Source organism: Hydrogenophaga sp. (genome assembly GCF_018780075.1).
In the GTDB taxonomy this organism is placed as follows: Bacteria; Pseudomonadota; Gammaproteobacteria; order Burkholderiales; family Burkholderiaceae_C; genus Hydrogenophaga.
This window is the reverse complement of sequence record NZ_JADMKB010000051.1, coordinates 1-21,067: the sequence shown is the minus strand read 5'-3', so window position 1 is coordinate 21,067 and position 21,067 is coordinate 1. Positions and strand designations below refer to the sequence as shown.

The following is a 21,067-nucleotide window of genomic DNA, read 5'->3' as shown; positions in this document are numbered from 1 at the left end:
ACAAATTGTTGAGTCATAATGGTTTACCCGATGGGAGTGAGAACGGGTGTTCCTACCTGAGAGATCTGTGTGACCACGCCTTCAGCCGCTTCGAACGACATTGCCATCGTCGGCATGGCAGCGCATCTGCCAGGTGCGGCCAATCCGACGGCATATTGGTCCAACCTGAGCCAGGGAATCGAATCCATCCGGCGACTCACAGAGACCGAGCTGCTGGCCGCTGGAGAAAGCCCGGAACGCATTCGGCATCGCAACTATGTGCCCGCGGCGGCACCGCTTGAAGGATTCGAGCAGTTCGACGCCGATTTCTTCGGCTTCAGCCCCAAGGAAGCGGCCATCATGGATCCGCAGCACCGCCAGTTTCTGGAGGTGGCTTGGGAAGCGCTGGAAAGTGCCGGGCACCCGCCCGAGACCTTTGCCGGACCGATCGCGGTCTATGCCGGTTGCGGCATGGGCAGCTATTTCTACTTCAACATCTGCTCCAACCCCGACCTGGTGGCCAGCACGGGCATGTTCTTGTTGCGCCACACGGGCAACGACAAGGACTTCCTGTCCACCCGGGTGAGCCACATCTTTGACCTCAAAGGCCCGAGCGTCAACATCCAGACGGCCTGCTCAACCTCATTGGTGGCGACGCACCATGCCTGCCAGTCCTTGTTGCTCGGCGAGTGCGACATGGCCCTGGCCGGCGGGGTGACGATCGAACTGCCCCAGGCCCGCGGCTACATCTTCCAGGAGGGCGAGATTCTCTCGCCCGACGGGCATTGCCACGCCTTTGACCACCGGGCACAGGGCACCGTGTTCGGTTCTGGTGCGGGCGTGGTGGTGCTGCGCCGCCTGGAAGACGCCCTCAAGGACGGTGACCACATCTGGGCCGTGATCAAGGGAACGGCCGTCAACAACGACGGCGCGGCCAAGGCCGGCTATCTGGCCCCGAGCGTGGACGGGCAGGCCAAGGCGATTGCGGAGGCGCAGGCCGTGGCTGGCGTGAGCGCCGACACCATCGACTACGTCGAATGCCACGGGACCGGCACCTACCTGGGAGACCCCATCGAGGTGGCCGCGCTGACGCAGGCGTTCCGCGAGACCACGTCGGACACCGGTTTCTGCCGGATTGGTTCGGTCAAGACCAATATCGGGCACACCGACACCGCCGCAGGAATCGCCAGCCTGATCAAGGTCGCACTGGCGCTCAAGCACCAGGAGATTCCGCCGAGTCTGGGCTATGAGCAGCCCAACCCGTCGATCGACTTCGACACCAGCCCTTTCCAGGTCAACCACACCCTGAGCCCCTGGGTGTCGCACAAAGGGCCACGCCGCGCCGGGGTGAACTCCCTGGGCGTGGGAGGCACCAATGCGCACGCGGTGCTGGAAGAAGCCCCTGCCCGAGAAGCGTCCGATCCGTCCGACTGGCCATTCCAGCTGCTCGTGGTGTCGGGCCGCTCACGAGCGGCGCTCGACGCCAACGCCAAGGCCTTGGCCGCCCACCTGCGAGCCCACCCCGAACAGCCCTTGGCCGACGTGGCCTACACGCTCAAGCAAGGGCGCCGGGCCTTTGAACACCGGCGCGTGCTGGTGGCCGAGAGCCATGAAGAGGCCGCCACCTTGCTCGAAGGCAGCGATACCCGCCGCGTGTTCAACCACAGCCACCTGGACGACCCCGAAGTGGTGTTCCTGTTCCCGGGCGGGGGCGCGCAATATGCCGGCATGGCACGTGAGCTCTACGCCACCGAGCCCGTGTTCCAGGACTGGATGGACCGCGGGCTGGACGTGCTGCAAAAGCAACTGGACTACGACATCCGGGCTTTGTGGTTGCCCGAGCCGCAACAGCATGCCGCAGCGGTCGAAAAACTCAGGCGACCGTCGGTTCAGCTGCCACTGATCATGATCGTGGAGCACGCGCTGGCGCAGCTGTGGATGTCCTGGGGGGTCAAGCCCGCCGCCCTGCTGGGTCACAGCATGGGCGAGAACACCGCCGCCTGCCTGGCGGGCGTGATGTCGTTCGAGGACTGCATCGGTCTGGTGCTGCTGCGCGGACAACTCTTCGACACCGTGCCACGGGGAGGCATGCTCAGCGTGCCCCTGCCCGCGGATGAAGTGCGCGGCCTGCTGGGCCAGGAACTGGACATGGCCAGCGTGAACGCGCCAGAGCTGTGCGTGGTGTCCGGGCCGCAGGATGCGCTGGACCGGCTGGAGGCTCAGTTGCGCGAGCGCGAGATCGAGCCCCAACGCGTCCAGATCGACATTGCTGCGCATTCGCGCATGCTGGAGCCGATCCTGGGCCGTTTCGAGGCCTACCTGCGCAGCATCCGCCTGAGCGCACCCAAGCTCCCCATCATTTCCAACCGCGACGGGCAACCGCTGAGCGCTGCCGACGCCACCGATCCGATGTACTGGGTGCGGCACCTGCGCAGCACGGTGCATTTTGCCGATGGCCTGACCACGCTGAAGAAACAGGGCCACCGGGTGTACCTGGAGGTGGGCCCGGGCAAGGCGCTGGGCTCCCTGACCCAGGCCAACGGCGTTCCTGCCTCCCAGGTGATCAACTCGCTGCGCCACGCCGACCATGCGGTGGCCGACGACGTGTGGTTCCTGGGCACCTTGGGCCGGCTGTGGGCCACGGGCGTCCAGGTGGACTGGGAGCCCATCTGGGGCGAGGCACGCCGGCACCGCGTGCCCCTGCCCACCTACGCCTTCCAGCGCAAGCCCTACTTCATCGAGCCGGGCACGGCCCGCTCGGCGCCAGAAGCAGCGCCGCAACTGGTGCGTACCGACGACATCAGCGCGTGGGGTTACCAGCCGCGCTGGCGCCCTCGCCAGGCCAACATCGAGATCGATGTCACCCAGGACCTGGCCAGCACCGAACCACAAACCTGGCTGGTGTTTGCCGATGAGGCCGGCCTCACCGACAAGCTGGTCGAACGCCTGCGCAGCGCTTCACACCGGGTCACAGTGGTGCGCGCGGGCGACCTGTTTGCGCGACTGAACGAGTTCGAGTACCTGCTGGCACCGGAGCGCGGGCGCGAAGGCTACGACGAGCTGTTGCGCGATCTGGTCGCCGCGGGCAACACACCGCAGCAGATCGTGCACGGCTGGCTGGTCACGCAGGAGGAGCGCTTTCGCCCTGGCAGCAGCTTCTTTCACCGCAACCTGGAGCAGGGCTTTTTCAGCCTGCTGTTCCTGGCGCAGGCCATGGCCGGCGAAAACCTCCCCAAGCCCCAGCACCTGACCGTGTTGAGCTCCGGGGCCGTGCGGGTGCGCGACGAAGCCCTGCCCTACCCCGAAAAAGCCACCCTCATGGGCCCGGCCCGGGTGGCGCCGCGCGAACTGCCCGGCCTGACCTGTTCGGTGCTCGATGTCGCGCTGCCTGCCGTGGACAAGGGCTGGCGCGCCAGACCGGACGCGAATGCGTTGAACGCTCTGGCCGACCGTGTGCTAGAGGAACTGTTCGCAGCGCCTGACAACCGCGTGGCGGCCTTGCGGGCCGACAGACGGTTCGAACTGGGCTACGCCCCGCTGCCCCTGGCGCCCTCCGAAGGACTCTCCGGGTTCTCGCCAGGCTGCGTCTGCCTGATCACCGGCGGCCTGGGCGGCATCGGCCTGACGCTGGCCGAGCGTCTGGCGCGCGAAAAACAGGCGCACCTGGTGCTGCTGGCGCGCCAGGCATTGCCCGCATCCGACACCTGGGACGCACGGTTGCGCAGCGGCGACCCGCTGGACCCGGTGGTGCAGCGCATCCTGGCGGTGCGCCGTCTCGAAGGTCTGGGCGCCGAGGTGCTGGTGGTCGCCGCCGACGTGTGCAACGTCAAGGACATGCGGGCGGCCGCCGATCAGGCGAAGCAGCGCTTCGGACGCATCGAGGTGGTGATCCACGCTGCCGGTGTGGTGGACGACGGCCCTCTGATGACCAAGACCTCGGGCGGCGTGGAAGAGGTGTTTGCCCCCAAGGTGCACGGGGTTCAAATCCTTCACGACCTGTTCCCCGACGGCAGCATCGACCGGCTGGTCCTGTTCTCATCGACCAGCACCGTGACCGCACCGGCGGGTCAGGTCGACTATGTGGCGGCCAACGAGTACCTCAACGCCTACGCCCGAAGCCGCGCGGGGGGGCGAACCCAGGTGCTGGCGATCGACTGGGGCATCTGGAACGAGGTGGGCATGGCCGCGAGAGCGATGGCCAGCCGCCTGGGCGAAGCGGCACCGCCGCCCCGCCATCCCGCCGGCAGCCCGCTGCTGGACGATGCGACGTTCGACGCCGCCGGTCACCGGATGTTCACCGCCGCCTGGAAAACCGAAGGCCGCTGGATTCTCGACGGCCACCGCACCAAGGCCGGACAGGCCTTGCTGCCCGGAACCGGATACCTCGAACTGGCCGCCGAGGCCCTGCGCGGCAACGGCGAAACAGGGCCTTTCTCGATCAAGGACCTGTACTTCTTCCGCCCCCTGGAGGTCCACGACGGTCAGACCCGGGACGTGCGCGTGAAGCTGGCACGCAGCGACGAGGGTTATGCGCTGGAGGTGCGCAGTGACGTGCTGTTGGAGGGCCGCAAGGGCTTCCAGCTCAATGCCCAGGCCACGCTGGTCCCGGGTGCGCTGCCCAGTGCCGGACGGGTGGACACCGCCGCGCTGCAGGCCCGCTGCCCGCACCACCGTGCCGAGGACCCTGATGGCCTGCGCTCGCCTCAAGAGGAACACCTGAACTTCGGCCCACGCTGGCGGGTGTTGCAGTCGGTGGCCTACGGAGACAGCGAAGGCATTGCCCGCCTGCAACTGCCGCCGGCCTTCGACAACGACCTTGCGGCGGGTTACCTCCTGCACCCGGCGCTGCTGGACCTGGCCACCGGCTGGGCCATGCTCCTGATCGAAGGCTACAAGCCCGACCACCTGTGGGTGCCGGTGTCGTACCGGTCGGTGAACGTGCACCGGCCCTTGCCGGGCACCGTGTGGAGCTGGGTCCGCAACGCGCAAGACAACCGCTCCGACGCACCGTTCGCGGTCTTTGACGTGACGCTGTGTGACGCGCAGGGCGAGGTCTGCGTGGAGGTGCAAGGCTTCTCGATCAAGCGCCTGGAGGAAGGCGGCTTTTTGGCCTCGGGCAGCCGGCTCGATGCGCGCGAACTGGTGTTCGAGGACACGGGCGGAGCCGGGGCGCACACCAAGCTGTCCCCGGCCGAAGAGCAGCTCCAGTACAGCATGTCGCAGGGCATCCTCCCGCACGAAGGCGCAGACGCGTTCGGGCGCGCGCTGGCCACCGGTCTGCCGCAGGTGGTCATTTCCTCGATGAACCTGGACGCGCTGGTGCGAAAGGCGGGTGAGGTCGCCGCGAACGACGCGGGTTCCGGACAGAAGTTCCAGCGCCCCGACCTCGACAGCGACTATGTGGCCCCAGGCAACGATGTGGAGCGCACGCTGGTGGGCTTCTGGGAAGAGCTGCTCGGTGTCGATCAGGTGGGCGTTCAGGACAGCTTTTTTGATCTCGGCGGGCACTCGCTGATCGCGGTGCGCCTGTTCGCGATGATCAAGAAGGCCTACCGGGTCGAGTTCCCGATCTCTGTGCTGTTTGAAGCGCCGACCATCGCGCTGTGCGCGGCGATGATCCGGGAGCGGATCGGAGACAGTGGATCTGCGGACGCGGCGCCTTCCGCCGGGAACAGCGGTGCAGCACCGCAAGCCCGACGCCGCTTCGTTCACCTGGTGCCCATGCACGATGGCGAAGGCGGTGAGCGCACGCCCTTCTTCCTGGTGGCGGGCATGTTCGGCAACGTGCTGAACCTGCGACACCTGGCGCGCTTGCTGGGCGTCGACCGGCCGTTCTATGGCCTGCAGGCTCGCGGCCTCTACGGCGACCAGGCGCCCCACGAAACATTTGAGGAAGCTGCGGCCGACTACATTGCTGAAATGCGCCAGGTCCAGCCACACGGCCCCTACCTGCTGGGTGGCTTCTCGGGCGGTGGCATCACAGCCTTTGAGATCGCCCGACAGCTGGAATCTGCCGGAGAAAAGGTCAGCCTTCTGGTGCTGCTGGACACACCGCTGCCCACACACCCGCCGATCAACCGCATCGACAAAACCATCATCAAGCTGGCCGAGTTGCGCAAGAAGGGCGCGGGCTTCCTGTGGACCTGGGCGCTGGGACGCGCCCGCTGGGAGCTCGACCGGCTTCGCAACAGGCATGCGCCGCCCGTCCAGCCCCGAACCAACCAGCTGAACAACGAAGCGATCCAGGCGGCCTTCCTGGCTGCCCTTCCCCGCTACAAGCTGCACGTCTGGAACGGGTCTGCGGTGCTGTTCCGCCCGCCTCTCGACCTGCGCTGGAAGGTCTCTGGTGGACGCTGGGTCAGCGCAGAACGGGAATATGTCCATGCCGACAACGACTGGACCCGCTTCATGCCGGCCCTGCGCGTGCTGGAAGTGCCGGGTGACCACGACTCCATGGTGCTGGAACCCAACGTGCGCGTGATGGCCAGCCTGCTGAAGGGCTGCATCGAAGAAGCCCAACGACCCGGGACACACGCATGAACCAGCCCATGGGTCCCAGCGTGCTGACCATCGTGCTCAACTACCGCACGCCCCTGCTGACGCTGCGGGCGGTGGAGGCGGCCCTGCGCGAAATGGAAGGGCTGGCGGGCGCCCTCACGATCGTCGACAACCACTCGGAGGATGGGTCGTACGAAATCCTGAGCCAGGCGGTGCAGGAACGCGGCTGGAGCCGGGTGCGGGTGCTGCAATCGGGTCACAACGGTGGTTACGGGGCCGGCAACAACTTCGGCATCCGCCACGGGCTGCCCGATGGCTCGCCACCCGACTACATCTACATCCTCAACTCCGACGCCTTTCCTGAGCCCGGTGCCATCCGGGTGCTGGTCGGGCATCTGCAGGCCCATCCCCAGGTGGGTTTCGCCGGCAGCCGCCTGCATGGAGACGATGGCGTCTACCACCAGACCGCGTTCCGGTTCCCGACCGTGTTCAGCGAATTCGAGGGGGCGGCGGTGACCGGCCCCATCTCCCGCCTGCTCCGGCGCTACATCGTGGCCCTGCCGGAACCCAGGGAAGCGCAGGAGGTGGACTGGATGGCCGGCGCGAGCCTGATGGTGCGCCACCGCACTTTCGAGGAGGCCGGTGGATTCGATGAACGTTTCTTCCTCTATTTCGAAGAAACCGATCTGTGCCTGCGCGCACGTCGAGCCGGCTGGCTGTCCGTCTACCTGCCCCAGAGCCGCGTCATGCACATCGGGTCGGTCTCCACCGGCATGAAGACCTGGAAGCGGATGCCCCCTTTCTGGTTCGATTCGCGCCTGTGGTACTTCACCAAGAACCACGGCGTGCTCTACGCAGCCACCGCCACGTTGGCTTACGTCGCTGGCGCAGCGATCTCAAAGGCGCGTCAGGTTGTCGGGAGCAGGGGCAACGGCCAGCCTCAGCACTTCCTGGGGGACCTGGTCTCGCACGCCCTGCGCTGCGCCTGGCACCGCCGTCTCGTCGGGCGCACCAGCGGCACATCCGTCTGACCTCTCAGTTTTCGCGATTTCGGGAGTTTTCCATGAGCAATTTTTCCTGTGTGGTGATGGGCAACGAGTCCCTGCTGATCCAGTGTTCGGAGCGGCTGCTGCAAGGTGGCGACCGGGTCCATGCGGTGATCACCAGGAACCCGGACATCCGCGCCTGGGCGATGGGCCGGGGCCTGCGCGTGGAAGCACCCGGCGAGGGGCTCGCCGAACGGCTGGCCGGCGTGGGTTTCGACTGGCTGTTCAGCATCGCCAACCTCTCGGTCATTCCCCAGGCGGTGCTGGATCAAGCGGCACGCGGCGCCATCAACTTCCACGACGGACCCCTGCCGCGCCATGCCGGCCTGAATGCGCCGGTGTGGGCCATCCTGGCACGCGAGAAACAGCACGGCGTGACCTGGCACATGATCGAAGGCGGCATTGACGAAGGCGATATCGTCAAGCAGCAGCTGTTCGAGATGGCACCCAACGAGACCGCGCTGACCCTGAACACGCGTTGCTACGAAGCCGCCATGGAGAGCTTCTCCGAATTGCTGGTGGATCTGCACGGCCCCGGCCCGCAGCGCCAGCCGCAGGACCTGAGCCAGCGCAGCTACCACGCGCGGCTGGACCGCCCTGCTGCTGCTGCCCGCATCGACCTGACCCGTCCCGCCGACGAGGTGGTGGCCCTGGTGGGTGCGCTGGATCACGGCAGCTACTGGAACCCGATGACCTGTCCCAAGCTGGTGGTGGGCGAACGGGTTCTGCTCGTGTCTGCGGCGGCCGTCGAGGCCGGGCAAGCCACCGCAGCGCCGGGTGAGGTGCTCGAAGCGAGCATGGGGGGACTGGTGGTGGGCACCGGTTCGGCGCCGGTGCGCCTCACAGGCCTGAGAGACCTCCAGGGCGTTGCGGTATGCCCGACGACCGTGGCGAAGCCAGGGGACCGCCTGCCCCTGCTCGACGCCGACACGGCCAGGACACTCACCGATGCCATGGCGCGCGTGGTGGCCGGGGAAACCAATTGGCGCCGCTGCCTGCAGGCGCCGGAAGGCATCGACCTGCCTTTCGCGGCTTCCGCTTCGGTCCCCGGTCGCTGGCAGGCCATGTCCATGGCGGTGCCCGCCAGCCTGTCGGGCGATCGCCTGCTGGCCGCGGTGGCTGCCTGGGTGGCGCGCGTCAGCGGCAAAAGCAGCTTCGATCTGGCCTACCGCGATGCCGATGCACCCCGGGCCAGCGGCCACCTGTCGACTTGGGTGCCGTTGCGGCTGAAGGCCGTCGGAGACGCCCCGTTTTCAGCCTTTTCGACCCAATGTGCCGAGGCCCTGCAACGGGCCCGGCAGGCGCCGGCCTTCGCCCTCGACCTGGTGGCGCGAGACCCGGCGATCAAGGGGCTGACCGTGCCCCAGGTCGGCCTGGCGACGGACGCCGAAGCGGCCGGTGTCGAAGGCACGGCGATCACGGTCCAGGTCACCGCCCCTGGGGCGCTGACCTTGTGGCACGACGAAGCCCGTCTGACCGCCGAGGCCGCATCGACCTTGGCCCAGCGCCTGCAGCGGGTGCTGGATGCACTGGGCGATCCGGCGGCCCAGGAGACCGCGCTCGGCAGCCTGCCGGTCATGAGCCCGGCCGAACGCGAACAGGTGCTTTACGGCTGGAACGACACCCGTTGTGATTACGAACGGCAGACCTGCGTGCACCAGTTCTTCGAGCAGCAGGTGCGCCGAACACCCGACGCCACCGCGGTGGTGTTCGAAGGCGAAGCCCTGAGCTACGCCCAGCTCAACCGCCGGGCCAACCAGGTGGCCCATCGCCTGTCGGCCATGGGCGTGGGGCCTGGCACCCTGGTCGGGCTGTACACGCCCCGCTCGCTGGACCTGCTGATCGGTGCCCTGGCCATCCAGAAGGCCGGAGGCGGCTACGTGCCACTGGACCCGGCCTACCCGCCCGACCGCATCGCCCTCTACATCGAGGACAGCGGAGCTCCGGTGATCATTGCCCAGTCCACACTGGTCGACAGCCTGCCGCCCCACCAGGCCGAGGTGCTGGTGATCGATCAGGACACTGCCATTGGCGGCCAGCCCGACACCGATCCGGTCAGCGGCGTGAGCCCGTCCGACATCGCCTACATGATCTACACCTCGGGCTCCACCGGCCGGCCCAAGGGCGTGATGGTCGAGCACCGCAATGTGGCCAATTTCTTCCGCGGCATGGACGACCGCATCCGCCACGACCCGCCCGGTGTGTGGCTGGCCGTCACCAGCCTGTCGTTCGACATCTCGGTGCTCGAGCTGTTCTACACCCTGGCGCGCGGCTTCAAGCTCGTGCTCTCCAGCGACGAAAACCGTGCACTCGTCTCCAGCGGCACGATGCCGATCTCGGCGCAGAAGATGGACTTCAGCCTGTATTACTGGGGCAACGACGACGGCGCTGGCCCCAAGAAATACGAGCTGCTGCTGGAAGGCGCCAAGTTCGCCGACCAGCACGGCTTCTGCGCGGTGTGGACGCCCGAGCGCCACTTCCATGCCTTCGGCGGCCCCTACCCCAACCCCTCGGTGACGGGCGCCGCGGTGGCCGCGGTCACCAAGAACATCGGCGTGCGCGCGGGCAGTTGCGTGGGCCCCCTGCACCACCCGGCGCGCATCGCCGAAGAATGGGCGGTGATCGACAACCTCACCAACGGACGCGCGGGCCTCGCCATCGCGTCCGGCTGGCAGCCCGACGACTTCGTGCTGCGCCCGCAGAACACCCCGCCGAACAACAAGAAGGCCATGTTCGAAACCATCGAGCAGCTGCGCCGACTCTGGCGTGGCGAAGCCGTGGCCTTTCCCACCGCCACCGGCGAGCCGTTCAACGTGCTCACCCAGCCGCGCCCGGTCTCCAAGGAGCTGCCAGTCTGGGTCACCACCGCCGGCAACCCCGAGACCTGGAAGGAAGCCGGCGCCATCGGCGCCCACGTGCTGACCCACCTGCTGGGGCAGACCGTCGAAGAGGTCGGCGGCAAGATCAAGATCTACCACCAGGCGCTGCGCGACGCCGGCCACGACCCGGCGAACTTCACCGTCACCCTAATGCTGCACACCTACGTGGCGCGAGACCGCGAGCAGGCTCGCGAAACGGCCCGTGGCCCGATGAAAGACTACCTGCGCAGCGCGGCCGGCCTGATCAAGCAATACGCCTGGGCCTTCCCGGCCTTCAAGAAGCCGGTGGGCGTGAGCAACCCGTTCGAGCTGGACCTGCGGTCGCTGACCGAAGACGAACTGGAGGGCATCCTGGAGTTTGCCTTCCTGCGGTACTTTGAGGACTCCGGCCTGTTTGGCACCGTGGACGATTGCCTGAAACGGGTGGAGGAACTCAAGGCCATCGGCGTGGCCGAAGTCGCCTGCCTGATCGACTATGGCATCCCCGTCGAAAAGGTCATGGAAGCCCTGTACCCCCTGGCGGAGGTGCTGCGCCGCTCCAACGAACCCACCGCCGTGGCCCATGACGATTTCTCGATCGCCGCACAGATCGTCCGGCACGGCGTCACCCACCTGCAATGCACGCCCAGCATGGCGCGCATGATCGCCATGAACGACGAGGCCAAGGCCGCACTGTCGCAGGTGCAGCACCTCATGATCGGTGGCGAAGCGCTGCCCGGTACGCTGGTGGCGGAGCTGGGTCTGGTCACCAAGGCCTCCATCGAAAACATGTACGGCCCGACCGAAACCACCATCTGGTCGTCGACCGAAACCGCTGGCGCCAACGAGTCGGTCGTCAACATCGGGCGACCGATCGCCAACACCCAGATGTATGTGCTCGACGACCACCAGCAACCGGTGCCGGTGGGCGCACCCGGCGAGCTTTACATCGGTGGCGACGGGGTCACTCGTGGCTACTGGCAGCGCGACGATCTGACCGCCGAGCGCTTCCCGGCCGACCCCTTCGTGCGCCCTGAAAGCATGGCGCCAGGTGGCGCGCGCATGTACCGGACGGGCGATCTGGCTCGCTGGCGCCCGGACGGCCGCATCGACTTCCTCGGCAGGGCCGATTTCCAGGTCAAGATCCGTGGCTACCGCATCGAGCTGGGCGAAATCGAGGCCGTGCTCGAATCGGCCGACGGCGTGCGGCAGGCGGTGGTGGTTGCTCGCGAGGACCAGCCGGGCGACGTGCGCCTGGTGGCCTATTTGCGTGCCGATGCCGGCCTGTCGACCGAGCGCCTGCGCGAGTGGATCGCCACCCGCCTTCCCGAGCACATGGTGCCCGCCCACTTCGTGACGGTCGAGAAGTTCCCGCTCACCCCCAACCGCAAGGTCGATCGCAAGGCCCTGCCCGCCCCCACGCAGACCACTCGGCGCGAACGCACCGAGGTGTTTGTCGAACCCGAAAACGAAGTCGAACAGCAGATCGCCGCCATCTGGTCCCGCATTCTGGGCGTGCCACAGATCGGCTCGAAGGACAGCTTTTTTGCACTGGGCGGCCACTCGCTGCTGGCGGTGCAGGCCCATCGCGAAATCAAGCAGGCCCTGAACACCACGCGGTTGAGCATCACCGACATCTTCCGTTTCCCGACCCTGGCCGCGCTGGCCGCGCACCTCAACGACAAGCCCCGCGACACCCCGGAAGCGGCGGCCGAATCCGCGGAGCGGGCCCAGATGCGCACCGATGCCATGTCGCGCAGGCGGGCCATGCGTGCTGGACAAGGCAGCGTGACTTGATCGTGGCTCCTTCTGCGTTTGTGGACTATCAACGCCTCGAAGCGGGTTTGCAGGCACACCTCGGACGCCATGCCGCAGTGGCCTGCCGCTCAACAGACGGTGACGTCAGCACGCTCGCACCCATTGAGCGCCCTGCCATCGCAAGAGCCATCCCCCATCGACGGAAGGAGTTCGCCGCAGGACGTTCAGCAGCCCGCGAGGCGATGCAGAGGCTGGGAAGACCGGTCACATCCATACCCGTACAACATGATCGGTCACCGCAATGGCCAGCGGACCTCGTGGGCTCCATTTCCCATTCTCGCGAAACCTGTATTTCGGTGGTTGCTCTCAAGTCGCACTGGAACGCAGTCGGTGTCGACGTGGAGCCCGACCAAGACCTGCCCCGCGAATTGTGGAATTTGATAGGCCTTCCAAATGAGATATGGCGAGCGTCTGCACTTTCGAGGGCTGTTCAGGCCAGATGGATGACGCGCATCTTCTCTGCCAAAGAAGCGTATTACAAGTGGGCCTACCCTCAGACGTCGTGCATGCTGAACTTTCATGACGTGGAGATTGTCATGGACCCCACAATGGAGAGCACTGAATTTTCTGCGCATCCCCTCAATTGGCAAGACAATGGAGTTTTGCCGGAGCTTCTTACCGGAAGGCTGATGATCGATCAAGGCATGGTCATTAGCTTGCTTATCCAGTGAGTGTGGCCAAGCGCACACCGGGACCTACCTGCGGGGTCAACAGAAATGAAATCAGAAATACTTTTCCAAGCAAGCGATTTGGCGTAAGGTAGTCATTGGCCCATCTTCACACAAGAGCTTCCATGAAAAATACTCTTTCCTATCACCTGCCAAGATTGCTTCACCAGCTTGGGCGGCGAGTTCGCTTTGGCAACCATCAATTCAAGATGCCGGGCTACTATCCTTGCCGCTTCACAACCTCTTCGGACCAGCACGAAGGGTTCCTAGAAGCCATACTACGTCGGGTGCTGGAAACCCGCCGTGGGACCTTTATTGATGTTGGTGTCAACGCTGGCCAAACACTCGCCAAGGTCTTGAGCATCGACAAAGACAGGGCTTACGTGGGATTCGAGCCCCAAATTTCATGCTGCTTCAACGCCGATCAGTTCATCAAGGCCAACGGACTGGTGAATGCTCAAGTGCTACCTCTTGCGCTTGGCGACAGCAATCGTCTTCTTTCCTTTTTTTCCGAAGGTGAGACCGACGAGTGTGCGAGCCTGATAGATCGAAAAAGTCTTGCGAGCAACAGGACACAAACCTTTGTTCAGTGTCGAATGGGCGATGAAATATTGAGCGAGATGGGTATCACTCAGATTTCAGCCATCAAGATAGACGTTGAAGGCGCTGAGATCCAGGTCATGGAGGGTTTGAAAGAAACCCTCACATCTCAACGACCAACAATTATTTTCGAAGTTTTACCAAATTTCAGCGGAATAGAAGAAAGAATTTGGCATGATCCCGACACCTGCACAAGCAACCATGCATCTGCAGAAAAAATTCGTGTATTGCTTCATCAAATCGGGTACCAGATATTTCAAATTGATGAAGCGTCCGCCAGCGAGTCAAAAATTGATGCCTTTGATCTGGACAACATCAAAGATTTCAAGGGTAGCAACTTCATCGCACACCCCATCCCGATGTGAAGTGCCCATGTAGATTAATGCATCTGCATGGCAACTTGTTCATCCCCGGATTCGCGACACCTCCACACCTGGTTGATGCACCTTCCAAGGCACGCCGTCAATCGCTGGCGAGCAATTGCGCCATGTGCTCAATCCGGCGCTTGAACTCGTGCTCGAAGGTGTGTTCTCGCGCAAACGCTAGCCCGATCCGCGCCATCTCTGCAAAGCGCCGAGGATCAAGGGCTAGCTTCTCAATGACCGCAGCCATTGAAGACCAGTCGTTCATCGGAACACTTTCACCTGCCGGGCAGCGCCGCATCAAGCCCTCGAAAGCTTCATTGCCATAACCCACGATGGGCACTCCGCACGCAAGTGTCTCGAGATAGGTACAGGAAGGATCGCCTTGACGGTGACAGCAGACGAACAGGTCCACAGCATCACGCACGGTTGGCATGAGTTCGGATGCAAAGTCCAGCACGCCGCCCAGGCGGACGGTGTCTTGCAGCCCGAGTCGCGTGATGGTCTTCTGCAACTCTGCGACCAAGGGACCATCACCGTAGATGTCCATCGTGAACGGCACCCCGCGATCGCGCAAAGCCTGTGCCACCAGCGGCAAGTGATCGACACCTTTCATCCGGTTCAGTCGACCAGAAAATGCCAGGCGCATGGGCTTCGCGGAAGACCAGAGTACCTCGCGCACGGCCAGACGAGGTTCTGCGGGCAGCATGTCAGCCGTCACCCGACTGTCGAAATAAAGCATCGCCCGCTCATTCAGGGGCCGATAGGCGTCGAAGGTCGGCGTCCCATTGCACTGAACGGCGGCTGCCGCCTTCACGGCTGTCTGGTTCGCCCTCTCTTGGCGCCAAGCCCACACCTTCCTGCGCCAAGTCACCAAGGGATTCAGCCTTTCCGCGTCGATGATCTGCCAGCGCGTGCGCAAGGTGTATTCCGAGACCATCACGTAGTGGGCTCCCAACTCGGAACACCAGCCCGGCATGTGATTGAGGTTGTGATCGGCGCCGCCTTGCACCACCGCTGCGCGAGCGATCACCGACTTTGCCTCAGGGCTGTGAAAATCTGCGACCGTGACGCGGAACGGAAGATCTTCCAGCTTGACCCAGACATCGTCAAGATTTCCAGAATGATTCGCATTGTCTTTCTGGATCAGCACCTCAACTGGACCATCCCAGTGGTCAACAGTCATCCGAACGCCGCTGACGAATTTTTCGGTCAACAGGATACTGCCGCTGGGCGACAGATTGGCTCCAAGGCTGGGCAGGATCACAAGAGTGTTGTTGGGCATAGAGTGAACCGTCTGAAAGATTGACTGAACCAGGGGATGCTAATCCGAGCGGTCACTTCACGCGCAGGCTGGATTCAGCCGGTGCCCCCACAGGCTGGAAACTGAACTCCATCTAAAACCCTCGTCCTCAAGGAATGGGCCGTTGAAGTTCCCTCGAATGCCTGCGCCAGTCAGAAGTAGAGGTTGGGGAACAGTTTGACACGGTAATCGACCGGAGGGATTCGGCCGAGGGCTTCATGGGGGCGCTGGTGGCTGTAGCGGTGCAGCCAGTCGGTCGTCATGTCACGCACCTCCTGCAGTGACTCGAAGACGTAACAGTCCAGTACCTCGGTGCGCACGAAGCGCCCCTGGAGGCCTTCGCGCACCAGGACATGCCGTTCGAACTGTTGATCCGCGAACTGTCAGGAAGGACTGACGAACCTATACTCCACTTCCATGGAGTTCCCCAAGCGTTCCCCCCGTTCGATTCTCAAGCGCCGCGGCAGCATCTCAACTGCCGTGCAAACCTTGCTGGATCTCGTGGCTGTATTGGGGTTAGCGTTTCTGTTGATCAGCCATCAGATCGGTGGACTTTCTTCCGCCTATTCGATCCTGTTGTTCTTACTGGCCATAGGCATGCTGTTCGCTTACGATCAGTTTGGCGTCTATCGCAGCAACAGCAGTTTTGCGCGCAAGGCCTTGACTCTCTTCAAGTCTTGGTCGTTGGCCTTTGCTTTCTTACTGTTGGTGGGCTTTGCCACCAAACAGACAGACGAGTATTCGCGCTTGCTTTTGGTTCAGCTCTACCTTCTCGGCTACTTGCTGCAAGTGGTGTTGCATTACTTCAGCCGCGAAATACAAACCCGGGTCATGCGACGGGCTGTACCGACCGAGAACGTGCTGATCATCGGCACCGGGAAACTCGCACGCTACTTGCAGGGAAAAATATCCGGCAACCCTTGGCTGAATCAGAAGGTGGTGGGTTGCCTAGAACTGCCAGCCGACCAGAATGAACGCCCTGGCAAACCAGTCGCAACGATGTACCACGGCTCCGACTTCGCTGCCCTAAGGGAAACAGAAGTCATCGGCACCATAGAGAACATGCTGGAGATCATCGGGGAACACGATGTCCGAACGGTCTACTTTGCTATTCCGCTCGGCGAAACGGACATGATCGAAGAGATCTACTTCCAGCTGCTTGATCGCAATGTCGCAGTGCACTGGATACCCGACATTTTTTCGCTTCTGCTGGTCAACCACAGTGTGCGGGAGATGGCTGGCCTGCCTGTGCTCACCCTGTCTGAAACGCCGCTGACTGGTACCCGCCTGCTGCTCAAGGCGGTAGAAGACAAGGTGCTGGCCACACTGATCTTGATCATGGTCGCGCCACTGCTGCTGATCATCGCTTCTGCCATCAAACTCGATAGCTCCGGGCCTGTCTTCTTCCGGCAGGCTCGCCGAGGCTGGAGTGGCAAGGTTTTCCACATCTGGAAATTCCGCAGTATGTACGTTCACCAGCCCGATGGCGGCGGCGTTAAGCAGGCCACACGTGACGATCCGCGCATCACCCGCGTCGGCGCATTCTTGCGCAAGACCAGCTTGGACGAACTGCCTCAAGTGTTCAACGTGCTGACCGGTGAAATGTCCCTCGTCGGTCCCAGGCCGCACGCGGTGCAGCACGACGAAGAATACTCGCAGCGTATTGGCTCCTATTTTGCACGCCACAACATCAAGCCGGGCATTACTGGCTTGGCACAAGTGCGTGGTCTGCGTGGTGAAACGCGCGAAATTGACCGCATGCAACAGCGCATCGAGGCCGACATCGAATACATCAACAATTGGTCGCTCTGGCTGGACCTGGTGATCCTGGTCCGTACGTTAGGGGCGCTGACGGGCAGAAATGCATACTGAATTGGCACGGTCATTTCATGGCGCGAAAACACTTTGGCCCTATGTTCCCAGCCCCCCACACTGGAGAATAGTACTAAGGCGCTGGTCGGCTCGCTGGGCTAGGCGGCCCCCTCCTGCGTCCCGCTTGCTCAAGCCCCCGACGGGCCCCGGTCGGTGGCTGATGTACTTCATGTTTTTGCCACGGGGCCAATTGTCGGCGCAACACCGCTTCACGCTTGATCGCTTGGCCGCAGAGGATGCTCGACTCATGATCGTCTGCGCCTGCCCTCCTGATCATCCGACGCTGACGGAACTGCAGGGGCAGTGTGACGCCTTGTGTTGGAAGGCGCTCAATGGCTACGATTTCTCGGCCTATGCGGTTGGCCTGACCGAACTGGCACGGCACGCGTCGGGATCGGACGTATTGGTGCTCAACGATTCGATGCTCGGACCTTTCGCCCCCTTGGTGCCCTTTATGGAGCAAGCACCCTGGCGCTTAACAGGTCTCAGCGCTAGCGCCTTGGCAGAAAATCACCTTCAGTCATTTGCCTTTATCGTGCGCCAGCTTGATGCCCATTTTCTGCAGGCTGTCACAGAAGTGTTGTCCACTGAGTGGAGTTACGACAATTCCAACGCTGTCATCCTGCTGCAGGAAACACGCTTGGCCCGCGTGGCCAGCCGCCACATGAGTGTGGGAGCGTATTGGTACACCGACGGCTCGCAACACCTAGACCTGTGCCTGAATTGTCCCGAGCAAATGCTGGAAGCAGGTTTCCCGCTGCTCAAGCGGTCCTTGTTCGACAAGTTTGCACAGGTCTTTCAGGATCCACAGGAAATGCAAGCATTGCTGAGACGCCTGGGACACCCGGCAATACAAAACGAACCCGTTTGTGGTGGTTAGGGCTTGGGCAGCAGTAAACCGCCCCAAGCATGAACTGCCCCCAAAGAACTGAATGAGCTTCAAGTGATCTCTTCCCCGAACTCCAGACTCTTCACAACTAGATCGGGGACAAGGTCAGTGTCCTGGTTCAAAAATCAGGTTGCGTGGACCCATCGGATATATCCCGTCGGCAAAAGCTGGGGCAAACTACTATCTGTACCTCGCCATTCAAACCTCACCAGTGGAAGCTTGACTGGACCGCCACGCATACCGGCCTGGGTCACTCGGCGGAATCTTACTTTCCCAAAAGCGTGCATTTGAAAACTGTCACTTGACCTAAAAAATCTCGGATCACGTCATGAGTTATACATCGAAAAAAATAGGATATCTCGTTCCTGAGTTTCCCGGTCAAACTCATAACTTTTTTTGGAGGGAAATTGGTGCACTAAAGGATCTTGGAGTCGATGTGCAGTTGTATTCAACCCGACGCCCTCCACAGGGAATCCAATCAACCACCTGGGGCAGACAGGCCTCATCTCAAACGGTTTACCTTCACCCTCTGAGTCCATTTGAAATGCTAAGAGCGGTGTGGATTTTTGCTTCATCTCCCACCAGAACGATAAATGCACTTACAGCTTGGCGAGATTCAAGCAGCAAACTTTTGAAGGGAGAGAGCAAGGCCAGATTGTTTGCCCTGATGATCTTGGGTCTGTGGCTTGGTCATCACCTCAAGAAAAATCGAATGAAGCATCTGCATGTGCACTCCTGTGCAGATGCAGCCAATATTGCAATGTTCGCTCACAGAACATTTGGCGTTAGCTACAGCATGACACTGCACAACCCCATATCAATTTGGGGAGGGAATCAGGAAAATAAATGGAAACATGCCTTGTTTGGCATCATCATCACCAACTGGATTAAAAAAGATCTTGATTTGAAACTGGGACCCCATTTACCCAAAGCACTCTACTTGGCACCGATGGGGGTGGACGTAGCCAAGTTTCAAAGAACCGTTGCTTATGTTCCGCGGGGAAATGAGGAGCTTCGGGTTTTTTCGTGTGCAAGACTCAATCCTGCCAAGGGTTTCTCTGTGCTGTTGAACTCTATTGCTCTGGTTAATCGTTCCGGTCTACAGGCCACGCTCACGATTGCTGGGGAAGATGATGAGGGGGGCACTGGATACCGAAAAGAAATTGAACAACTCATAGATGCACTGAAAATCAAAGACTGCGTCAATCTGTTGGGCTCTGTCTCGGAGGAAAGGGTGAAGCAAGAATTGGAGCATTCTCATGTATTCGTATTGGCCAGCCATGAAGAACCTCTCGGCGTTGCAATAATGGAAGCCATGTCTATGGAAGTGCCAGTGATTTCAACGAATGCAGGCGGCGTTCCCGATCTATTGGGCAACGATCATGGGATCATGGTACCGCCGGGCGATGCATCAGCACTTGCTGAAGCCATATCATTGATAGGCCAAAACCAAGAAAAAGCAAAGGCACTGAGCATAAAAGGGCGCGCTCTGATTTCTGAAAAATACCACCATCAGTTAAGTGCAAGAATAATTTCCAGCCAAACTGGATAAGCTGGAACTGAATCAAAAAAGATCAGGGCGGGCTTCTAAACCAACAACCCTCTCTTTATTCGATAGCGATCAGAACCGGCTGGGGGTCGGCCTGCTGTTGGCGGATTCATTAATCACGGGCCCATTGAACGTCGTATTGTCTCCGACGTTTCGGTTTGGTGGAGCTGTGTTTGCCGAGATGTAGGTGCCTGCACCCATACTCCTTCGATTGTTTCTCCAGAAGTTGTACTGCCCATACAGTTCACCGTTCTGAATAGTGATAGCAACATCACCGCTTTGATAAAACACGTTGTCCTCCATACCAATGAGTCTAGGATAGACAAGACTGGATCCAGATGGATTCCCCCCACCCACTGACGCGATGGCATTGGTCACATACGAGCCAGCTGCATACATCTGATTGTTTTGCAGTATCTGTTTCTCCGAGATATAGCCGTAGTTTTGGCCGTTGCTGGTCGCCGTGAGTGGTCCAACCGTATCGTCATCTCGCCACTGGGTGGCGGTTGTACCATTCACAGCAAGCATCCCAATCAGGGTGCCATTTGCTGGCCCGCCATTGGCTTGGGAGAACCAAAGATTGTTCCTGAACGAGAAGTTCGATCCGTACACCCGCAGCATCAAATAGGTCGTGGGGCCGTTTTCCACATGAACAAACCTGGTGTTGCGAGCATGGAGTCCGTTAAACGTTCCGAACATGATGTATCCGCTGCCACCCACTGCGCTGCGCACTTCTGTGTCCTGCAAGAAGAGGCCCCTCGGGAAGCGAACATTGGATTTGATGAGTTCAGTGCCTTCGTGCCAAAGAAACGCCTGGCCACCGTCAGAGAACTGTCGCATCAGCCCGCCGATCACACCCACATAGTCATAGCCCCTTTGACCGGAAGAAAAGTTATCCATATCAATGTTGACCAGACGGATATGGGCAGCTCGGAACTCTCCCTGGCGCGTTGCCGAAAACTTGCTGCGCCCATCCGGGCTGAAGGATGCGATCCTCGGGTCAGCTCCGCTGCCAACCTTTTCAATCACGATGTTGTGCCGACCACCAGTCTCCAGCGCGCCGAAGGACCGATAGTCACCGTTGGCTTCGAGGGCGTATCGGGCGCCGCTGACGAAGTTGGGCCAGCCGCCAGCGGTGGGTCGGATCAGGACCGGGGCCGGCGGTGCGTTGACGACGACGTTGAACCGCACATCTGCCTCGTTGCCCAGCGCATCACGGGTGCGCAACCGCACGGGATACGAACCTGGGGTCCGGTACACATACGAGAAAACGGGCGGCCCGGTATCCTCGTCCCGCGAATGCGCAGAGCCCTGCGGGTACTGCCAGGCGCCACCTCGGTTCTCGCCGTAGTTCAAACGGTATCCGGCCATCAGGAAGGCATGGGCTTCCGGATCTGTGATCGCCGACTGGGCACCAAAAGCAGCCGATGCCCGTGTGCCTGACGCGTCGAACTTGACCAGGAACGGCGCGACACCCGAGACGGTGGTTTGGCCGGAGACCACCCGCACCGACTGCCGAACCCCCTGAGCGTCCACGAACTCAACCCCCAGCGCGGGCGAAAGAACGCCCGCTGGTGCTGGTGCTGGTGCTGGTGCTGGTGCTGGTGCTGGTGCTGGTGCTGGTG

Annotated in this window: 10 protein-coding genes and 1 pseudogene; 8 read left to right on the top strand and 3 right to left on the bottom strand. The window is 62.0% G+C overall.

What is annotated here, in order from left to right:
• Nucleotides 1–69: 69 nt before the first annotated feature.
• From IV088_RS11105 to IV088_RS11085, 5 genes are all read left to right on the top strand, one after another.
• Nucleotides 70–6,519 (top strand): type I polyketide synthase, encoded by a 6,450-nt coding sequence (locus IV088_RS11105; protein ID WP_291101821.1) that lies wholly within the window; start codon nt 70–72, stop codon nt 6,517–6,519.
• The gene (locus IV088_RS11100) at nt 6,516–7,508 is read left to right on the top strand and encodes a glycosyltransferase family 2 protein (RefSeq protein ID WP_291101819.1); all 993 of its coding nucleotides are present in this window, start codon (nt 6,516–6,518) and stop codon (nt 7,506–7,508) included. The genes IV088_RS11105 and IV088_RS11100 overlap by 4 nt, the downstream gene beginning before the upstream one ends.
• Nucleotides 7,509–7,540: 32 nt before the next feature.
• Nucleotides 7,541–12,178: a MupA/Atu3671 family FMN-dependent luciferase-like monooxygenase gene (locus IV088_RS11095; RefSeq protein WP_291101817.1), complete on the top strand. Its 4,638-nt coding sequence runs from the start codon at nt 7,541–7,543 to the stop codon at nt 12,176–12,178.
• Nucleotides 12,179–12,180: 2 nt separating this feature from the next.
• Nucleotides 12,181–12,870: a 4'-phosphopantetheinyl transferase gene (locus IV088_RS11090; RefSeq protein ID WP_291101863.1), complete on the top strand. Its 690-nt coding sequence runs from the start codon at nt 12,181–12,183 to the stop codon at nt 12,868–12,870.
• Between the two features lie 122 nt (nt 12,871–12,992).
• The gene (locus tag IV088_RS11085) at nt 12,993–13,832 is read left to right on the top strand and encodes an FkbM family methyltransferase (RefSeq protein WP_291101815.1); all 840 of its coding nucleotides are present in this window, start codon (nt 12,993–12,995) and stop codon (nt 13,830–13,832) included.
• Nucleotides 13,833–13,929: 97 nt separating this feature from the next.
• On the opposite strand, the gene IV088_RS11080 is transcribed toward IV088_RS11085, so the two are convergent.
• Complete coding sequence (locus IV088_RS11080; RefSeq protein WP_291101813.1) at nt 13,930–15,114, bottom strand: glycosyltransferase; 1,185 nt, start codon at nt 15,112–15,114, stop codon at nt 13,930–13,932.
• Between the two features lie 170 nt (nt 15,115–15,284).
• Nucleotides 15,285–15,479, bottom strand: a complete 195-nt coding sequence (locus IV088_RS11075) for an integrase core domain-containing protein (RefSeq protein WP_291101811.1) — start codon at nt 15,477–15,479, stop codon at nt 15,285–15,287.
• A gap of 70 nt (nt 15,480–15,549) precedes the next feature.
• Between IV088_RS11075 and IV088_RS11070 the strand changes: the two genes are divergently transcribed.
• The 3 genes from IV088_RS11070 to epsE all read left to right on the top strand — a co-directional run bounded on the left by IV088_RS11070 (nt 15,550) and on the right by epsE (nt 19,445).
• Nucleotides 15,550–17,004 carry an undecaprenyl-phosphate glucose phosphotransferase gene (locus IV088_RS11070; protein WP_291101809.1) on the top strand — a complete coding sequence of 485 codons (1,455 nt, stop codon included), beginning with the start codon at nt 15,550–15,552 and terminating at the stop codon, nt 17,002–17,004.
• Between the two features lie 160 nt (nt 17,005–17,164).
• Nucleotides 17,165–17,884, top strand: a complete 720-nt coding sequence (locus IV088_RS11065; RefSeq protein ID WP_291101807.1) for a hypothetical protein — start codon at nt 17,165–17,167, stop codon at nt 17,882–17,884.
• A gap of 337 nt (nt 17,885–18,221) precedes the next feature.
• A complete protein-coding gene (epsE, locus tag IV088_RS11060; protein WP_291101805.1) occupies nt 18,222–19,445 on the top strand; it encodes an exopolysaccharide biosynthesis GT4 family glycosyltransferase EpsE in 1,224 nt (407 codons plus the stop codon).
• A 69-nt stretch (nt 19,446–19,514) separates the two neighbouring features.
• Here epsE and IV088_RS11055 read toward each other — a convergent pair.
• Nucleotides 19,515–21,067: pseudogene (locus tag IV088_RS11055) on the bottom strand (hypothetical protein); the annotation flags it as partial.